Source organism: Raoultella sp., assembly GCF_039594335.1.
Taxonomy (GTDB): Bacteria; Pseudomonadota; Gammaproteobacteria; order Enterobacterales; family Enterobacteriaceae; genus Klebsiella.
Genome location: NZ_JBCNNS010000168.1, coordinates 1 through 7,727 on the forward strand (window position 1 = coordinate 1; position 7,727 = coordinate 7,727).

The 7,727-nt window shown below is 55.8% G+C and carries 4 protein-coding genes; 3 read left to right on the forward strand and 1 reads right to left on the reverse strand.

From position 1 onward, the window contains the following. Positions 1-1,388 (reverse strand): nitrate/nitrite two-component system sensor histidine kinase NarX (gene narX, locus ACZAHD_RS20145; protein ID WP_462458333.1); only part of this gene is annotated, 1,388 nt, incomplete at its 3' end. A gap of 311 nt (positions 1,389-1,699) precedes the next feature. Between narX and ACZAHD_RS20150 the strand changes: the two genes are divergently transcribed. The 3 genes from ACZAHD_RS20150 to ACZAHD_RS20160 form a co-directional block, all read left to right on the forward strand. Then, positions 1,700-3,091, forward strand: a complete 1,392-nt coding sequence (locus ACZAHD_RS20150; RefSeq protein WP_462458334.1) for a NarK family nitrate/nitrite MFS transporter — start codon at positions 1,700-1,702, stop codon at positions 3,089-3,091. Between the two features lie 343 nt (positions 3,092-3,434). Continuing rightward, complete coding sequence (locus ACZAHD_RS20155; RefSeq protein ID WP_462458335.1) at positions 3,435-7,178, forward strand: nitrate reductase subunit alpha; 3,744 nt, start codon at positions 3,435-3,437, stop codon at positions 7,176-7,178. Further along, on the forward strand, positions 7,175-7,727 hold a 553-nt coding region (locus tag ACZAHD_RS20160), incomplete at its 3' end, for a nitrate reductase subunit beta (RefSeq protein ID WP_462458336.1). The genes ACZAHD_RS20155 and ACZAHD_RS20160, both read left to right, overlap by 4 nt.

The following is a 7,727-nucleotide window of genomic DNA, read 5'->3' on the forward strand; positions in this document are numbered from 1 at the left end:
GGGCGCAGTCCCGGCTCGGTTAATTGCAGGCGGAAGGTGGTCAGCAGTTCACGTAGCTGCGCCCATGACGTATTCAGCTCGTTGCGAATCTGGCCCAGCAGTTGACGGCTCTCTTCCGGCAGGTTTGCGCCCTGCATTTGTAAGCAACTGACTTGCATTTTCATACAGGAGAGCGATTGGGCGATCGAGTCGTGTAGCTCGCGGGCGATGGTGGCGCGTTCCTCCATCACAATAAGCTGCTGCTGATGCTCCTGGTGTCTGTCGAGCGCCAGCGTGGAGGTCAACTGCTCAACTAACGTATCCACCAACTGCTGCTGATCGTGGCTCAGATGGCGCCCTGGCGGCAACGTGGCCAGCAGGATCCCGTACTGGTTATGGGCATCGGATAGCCGCCATTTCAACGTGGCGCCGGCATCCGGAAGCGGTGGCAGAACGCGCGGGCATAAATAGCAGCCTTTGTCATCGCACTGTATATCCGAGTGACAGACGAATTCCTGATGATTCTCCTCATCTTCGAGGTCATATACCCGTACTTCAATATTGCGCAGCAGCGTCAGTTCCTGCAGGCCGTTGAGCACCGGTGAAATACGTTCACAAAGCGGAGCACTGGAGTGCAGACGACGGTTGGCCTGCCATAAAAAAGCGAGGATTTCATTTTTCTGCTCCAGCCCGGCGGTTTTTTCCTGTACCCGTTGTTCGAGCACCGAATAGCTTTCCGCCAGCTCTTTTGACATGTTGTTTAGCGCCATACCGAGGCTGGCCATCTCATTGCGGCCGCTGATATGGACGCGTTGGGTAAAATCGCGATGGCTGACCGCCCGGGCCATGGCCAGCAGCTGTTTCCACGGGCGTAGCAGACGGGCCCGCAGCCAGACGATAGTAAACAGAAACAGCAGCGCCATGCCGATGGCCATCACCCGCTGCATCCAGACGACGTAGCGGATGCGCTGCTCGGTGGTATGATCGAAAGAGGTGACCAGGTGGTCTATCCGGTCGACAAAGCTGGCGACGTCCGTGGCGACGGTAGCCTGATTCTGCGCGTGTTTCATCCCTGGTGCCAGTTCCAGCTGCCAGTACTGCTGCAGCGCTCTAAGCTGGCTATCCTGGCCGTCTCTGAGGGCGGCATTCTGCAGCTCGTCGCTGAAGACGGTGGCATTCATCTCGTCGAACAGCTTGCTATCGCTCGCGTTGAGCGGTATTGCCGCCAGCAGGCGATAGCTTTGCATTCTCAGCGAACCGGCTTTATTGATCGCGTGCGCGCTGCCCTGTACGCCGTGTACCAGACGGGCAGAGATACCGATTCCTGCGACGCCAATCGCCGTCGATAGCAGCACGATTAACGCCAGTTGATTCACTAACGTAAGCGGGGTAAAAAGACGTTTTAACATAGAGTGCGTGGCTCCTGACCGGCAAACCATCCGGGAGTGGCGTCTATTCTCGGATATCCCATGGAGTATACCCATACCCATAAGGGATTACCCCTTAATTGTCGGTGGTGGGTAGGTCTGCGGGAGACGATCGCTCAAACCCGGCAGCCATGTGAAAAACCACACTTTTTTTGCCTGAAATAGCTACTCACTTCGGGTGATGGTTTTTTTTAAAGCAATTTGATGCCAACTTTTCCTTTGATTTATATCAACTTACTGCCTCCGGTAACCCCTAATGTAGCGGCATGATATATGAATAATCAGAGGTATTTATGAGTCAATCTTCCCTACCGGAGAAGGCCAGTACTTCAGTCATCACCGACTGGCGTCCTGAAGATCCCGAGTTCTGGCAGCAGCGCGGCCACTGTGTTGCAAGCCGGAATTTGTGGATCTCCGTTCCCTGTCTGTTGCTGGCGTTTTGCGTCTGGATGCTGTTCAGCGCGGTGGCGGTCAATCTGAATAAGGTTGGCTTCCAGTTCTCGACCGACCAGCTGTTTATGCTGACCGCGCTTCCGGCGCTCTCCGGCGCCTTATTGCGCGTTCCCTACGCCTTTATGGTTCCGCTGTTTGGTGGCCGTCGCTGGACCGCCTTCAGTACCGGGATCATGATTGTTCCTTGTGTATGGCTGGGCTTTGCGGTGCAGGATACCGCTACGCCGTTCAGCATCTTTGTCATTATCTCTCTGCTTTGCGGCTTTGCCGGGGCGAACTTTGCTTCCAGTATGGCTAACATCAGCTTTTTCTTCCCGAAACAGAAGCAGGGCGGCGCCCTCGGTCTTAACGGTGGCCTTGGCAATATGGGCGTCAGTGTGATGCAGTTGGTTGCACCGCTGGTGGTTTCGCTGTCTATTTTCGCCGTCTTTGGCGGTACGGGCAGCCAACAGCCGGATGGTTCCATGCTGTATCTGGAAAACGCGGCATGGATCTGGGTGCCGTTCCTGATTATCTTCACCCTGGCGGCGTGGTTCTTTATGAACGACCTGTCGGCATCGAAGGCATCGTTGAACGAGCAGTTGCCGGTGCTGAAGCGTGCCCATCTGTGGGTTATGGCGCTGCTCTATCTGGCGACTTTTGGCTCATTTATCGGCTTCTCGGCAGGCTTTGCGATGCTGTCGAAAACCCAGTTTCCGGATGTTCAGATTCTGCACTTTGCCTTCTTCGGGCCGTTTATCGGTGCGCTGGCGCGTTCGATGGGCGGGGCTATCTCTGACCGTCTGGGCGGTACCCGCGTGACGCTGGTGAACTTTGTGGTGATGGCTATCTTCAGCGGCCTGCTGTTCCTGACGCTGCCGACGAATGGCGCCGGTGGTAACTTTATGGCCTTCTTCGGCGTGTTTATGGTGCTGTTCCTGACGGCGGGTCTGGGCAGCGCATCCACCTTCCAGATGATTTCGCTTATCTTCCGTAAAATGACGATGGAACGCGTAAAAGCGCAGGGTGGTAATGAAGAGCAGGCGATGCGCGAAGCCGCAACGGATACGGCGGCAGCGTTGGGTTTTATCTCCGCCATCGGCGCTATCGGCGGGTTCTTTATTCCGAAAGCGTTTGGGATTTCTCTGGAACTGACCGGTTCTCCGGCCGGCGCCATGAAGATCTTTTTCGTCTTCTATCTCGCCTGCGTCCTTATTACCTGGGCGATTTACGGTCGTAAACAGAAGTCTTAAGCCATCTCTGTTTGCACTCAGGGCGCAATGTTTATTGCGCCCTTTTTTATGCTGTCAGGAATGCGCTCAATCCACCGACAGGGGTATCTACCCCTTAATACCCTGCTGGACGCCGCTGGTGCACGGAAATCGCTCTTTTTTCATTAAAACCATTAAAAAACAAAAAGATAATAAACAAAAATGGCTACCACTTAGGAGGTATTTTCCGCCTGAGGGGCCATTTATAAGCCCTGTCGCATTGATCGTTATCAATTCTCTCCCTCTTTCATAACGCTACCTTCGCTGCAAATCCAGCAATGTCGATTTATCAGAGAGCCGTCAGGCTCCAAACAGGAGAAACCCGATGAGTAAATTCCTGGACCGGTTTCGCTACTTCAAACAGAAGGGTGAAACCTTTGCCGATGGGCATGGCCAGCTTCTAAAAACCAACCGGGACTGGGAGGATGGATACCGCCAGCGCTGGCAGCATGACAACATTGTGCGCTCCACTCACGGGGTAAACTGCACCGGTTCATGCAGCTGGAAGATTTATGTTAAAAACGGTCTCGTCACCTGGGAAACTCAGCAGACCGACTATCCGCGTACTCGCCCGGATATGCCTAACCACGAACCTCGCGGCTGCCCGCGCGGCGCCAGCTACTCCTGGTATCTCTACAGCGCCAACCGTCTGAAGTATCCGCTGATGCGCAAACGGCTGATGAAAATGTGGCGCGAAGCGAAAGCGCAGCATGCCGATCCGGTGCATGCCTGGGCTTCCATTATTGAAGACGCCGATAAAGCCAAAAGTTTCAAACAGGCGCGTGGGCGCGGCGGTTTCGTTCGTTCCTCCTGGCAGGAAGTGAATGAGCTGATCGCGGCTTCTAACGTCTATACCGTCAAAACCTACGGCCCGGACCGCGTGGCGGGTTTCTCGCCAATCCCGGCGATGTCGATGGTCTCCTATGCCTCCGGCGCGCGCTATCTCTCGCTGATTGGCGGCACCTGTTTGAGCTTCTATGACTGGTACTGTGACCTGCCGCCAGCCTCTCCGCAGACCTGGGGCGAGCAGACCGACGTCCCTGAATCGGCCGACTGGTATAACGCCAGTTACATTATCGCTTGGGGCTCCAACGTACCGCAGACCCGTACGCCGGATGCGCACTTCTTCACCGAAGTTCGCTATAAAGGCACCAAGACCGTTGCTATTACTCCGGACTACGCCGAGATCGCCAAGCTGTGCGACCTGTGGCTGGCGCCGAAGCAGGGTACCGATGCGGCGATGGCGATGGCGATGGGCCACGTCATGCTCCGCGAATTCCACCTCGATAAACCGAGCCAGTATTTCACCGACTACGTTCGCCGTTACAGCGATATGCCGATGCTGGTGATGCTGGAAGAGCGAGACGGTTATTACGCCGCGGGCCGCATGCTGCGCGCGGCCGATCTGGTGGATGGTCTGGGGCAGGAGGAACATCCGGAATGGAAAACCGTCGCCTTTGATGACCAAGGTGAAATGATGGCACCGAACGGCTCTATCGGTTACCGCTGGGGAGAGAAAGGAAAATGGAACCTTGAGCAGCGTAACGGTACCACCGGCGAAGAGGTTGAACTGCGCCTGAGCCTGCTCGGCAGCCATGACGATGTTGCGCAGGTGGGCTTCCCGTACTTTGGCGGTGACGGCACCGAACACTTCGCGAACGTTGAACTGGAAAACATTCTGCTGCATAAGCTGCCGGTAAAGCGCCTGCAACTGGCGGATGGCACTACCGCGCTGGTGACCACTGTGTACGACCTGACCATGGCCAACTATGGCCTGGATCGCGGCCTCAACGATGAAAACTGCGCAACGAGCTATGACGATATCAAAGCGTATACACCGGCGTGGGCTGAAAAAATTACCGGTGTTTCCCGCGCGCACATCATTCGTACCGCGCGTGAATTTGCCGATAATGCCGATAAGACCCACGGTCGTTCGATGATCATCGTCGGGGCCGGTCTGAACCACTGGTACCACCTCGATATGAACTATCGCGGCCTGATCAACATGCTGGTCTTCTGCGGCTGCGTCGGGCAGAGCGGCGGTGGTTGGGCGCACTACGTGGGCCAGGAAAAACTGCGTCCGCAGACCGGCTGGCAACCGCTGGCGTTTGCGCTCGACTGGCAGCGTCCGGCGCGTCACATGAACAGCACCTCGTACTTCTATAACCACTCCAGCCAGTGGCGTTATGAAAGCATTACCGCGCAGGAGCTGCTGTCGCCGCTAGCGGACAAGTCGCGCTACAGCGGCCACATGCTGGACTTCAACGTGCGCGCTGAACGTATGGGCTGGTTACCGTCGGCGCCTCAGTTGGGTACTAACCCACTGCGCATCGCCGACGCGGCGAAAAAAGCCGGCATGAGCGCGGTGGATTACACCATTAACTCCTTGAAAGAAGGCTCTATTCGTTTTGCGTCGGAGCAGCCGGAAAATGGTAAAAACCATCCGCGCAACCTGTTTATCTGGCGTTCCAACCTGCTGGGTTCTTCCGGTAAAGGCCACGAGTACATGTTGAAGTACCTACTGGGTACCGAGCACGGTATTCAGGGACTGGATCTGGGCAAGCAGGGCGGCGTGAAGCCGGAAGAGGTGGAATGGCAGGATAACGGCCTCGACGGCAAACTGGATCTGGTGGTGACGCTGGACTTTCGCCTGTCGAGCACCTGTCTGTACTCCGATATCGTGCTGCCTACCGCCACCTGGTATGAAAAAGACGACATGAATACTTCGGATATGCATCCGTTTATTCACCCGCTGTCTGCCGCCGTTGACCCGGCCTGGGAGTCAAAAAGCGACTGGGAAATCTATAAAGGCATCGCGAAGACATTCTCCGAAGTGTGTGTGGGCCACCTCGGTAAAGAAACCGACGTGGTGACGCTGCCTATTCAGCACGACTCCGCCGCCGAACTGGCGCAGCCGCTGGACGTGAAGGACTGGAAAAAAGGCGAGTGCGACCTGATTCCAGGTAAAACCGCGCCGCATATCATTCCGGTTGAGCGCGACTATCCGGCAACCTATGAACGCTTCACCTCTATCGGCCCGTTGATGGAGAAAATCGGTAACGGGGGCAAAGGCATCGCCTGGAACACCCAGAGCGAAATGGATCTGCTGCGTAAGCTCAACTACACCAAGGCGGACGGCCCGGCGAAAGGTCAGCCGATGCTGGATACGGCCATTGATGCGGCAGAAATGATCCTCACCCTGGCGCCGGAAACCAATGGTCAGGTGGCGGTGAAAGCCTGGGCGGCGCTCAGCGAATTTACCGGTCGCGACCATACCCACCTGGCGCTCAACAAGGAAGACGAGAAGATCCGCTTCCGTGATATTCAGGCGCAGCCGCGCAAGATTATCTCCAGCCCGACCTGGTCTGGCCTGGAAGATGAACATGTCTCCTATAACGCCGGTTATACCAACGTTCATGAGCTGATTCCGTGGCGTACGCTTTCTGGTCGTCAGTCCCTCTATCAGGATCATCAGTGGATGCGCGACTTCGGTGAAAGCCTGCTGGTGTACCGTCCGCCGATCGATACCCGTTCGGTGAAATCGGTGATGGGCGAGAAGTCCAACGGCAACCCGGAGAAGGCGCTGAACTTCCTCACGCCGCACCAGAAATGGGGCATTCACTCCACCTACAGCGACAACCTACTGATGCTGACCTTAGGTCGCGGTGGGCCGGTTGTCTGGATAAGTGAAGACGATGCCAAAGAGATTGGGGTTGAGGACAACGACTGGATTGAAGTTTTCAACAACAACGGCGCGCTGACCGCTCGGGCGGTCGTGAGTCAGCGTGTACCGGTCGGGATGACCATGATGTACCACGCGCAAGAACGTATCGTAAACCTGCCGGGTTCGGAAATTACCGGGCAGCGCGGCGGTATTCATAACTCGGTGACGCGTATTACGCCGAAACCGACCCATATGATCGGCGGCTATGCGCACCTGGCCTATGGCTTTAACTACTATGGCACCGTCGGTTCTAACCGCGATGAGTTCGTGGTAGTCCGTAAGATGAAGAACATTAACTGGCTGGATGGCGAAGGCAATGACCAGATACAGGAGAGCGTAAAATGAAAATTCGTTCACAAGTCGGCATGGTGCTGAATCTCGATAAATGCATCGGCTGTCATACCTGTTCCGTGACCTGCAAAAACGTCTGGACCAGCCGTGAAGGGACCGAGTACGCGTGGTTCAACAACGTTGAAACCAAACCGGGTACTGGCTTCCCGAGCAACTGGGAAGATCAGGAGAAATGGAAGGGCGGCTGGATCCGTAAGATCAACGGTAATCTGGTGCCACGCATGGGTAACAAAGCCTTACTGCTGGGTAAAATCTTCGCTAACCCGCATCTGCCGGGTCTCGAAGATTACTACGAGCCGTTTGATTTTGACTACCAGACGTTGCACAACGCACCGGCAGACAGCAAGGCGCAACCCATCGCGCGCCCGCGCTCGCTGATTACTGGCCAGCGTATGGATAAGATCGAGAAAGGGCCAAACTGGGAAGATGATCTGGGCGGTGAGTTCGAGAAGCTTTCGAAAGACAAAAACTTCGAGAACATGCAGAAAGCGATGTATGGCCAGTTCGAAAACACCTTCATGATGTACCTGCCGCGCTTGTGCG

Excerpts from the sequence above, each read along its gene's own strand:
- ACZAHD_RS20150 (WP_462458334.1), top strand. The coding sequence starts at position 1,700 with ATGAGTCAATCTTCCCTACCGGAGAAGGCCAGTACTTCAGTCATCACC.
- ACZAHD_RS20155 (WP_462458335.1), top strand. The coding sequence starts at position 3,435 with ATGAGTAAATTCCTGGACCGGTTTCGCTACTTCAAACAGAAGGGTGAA.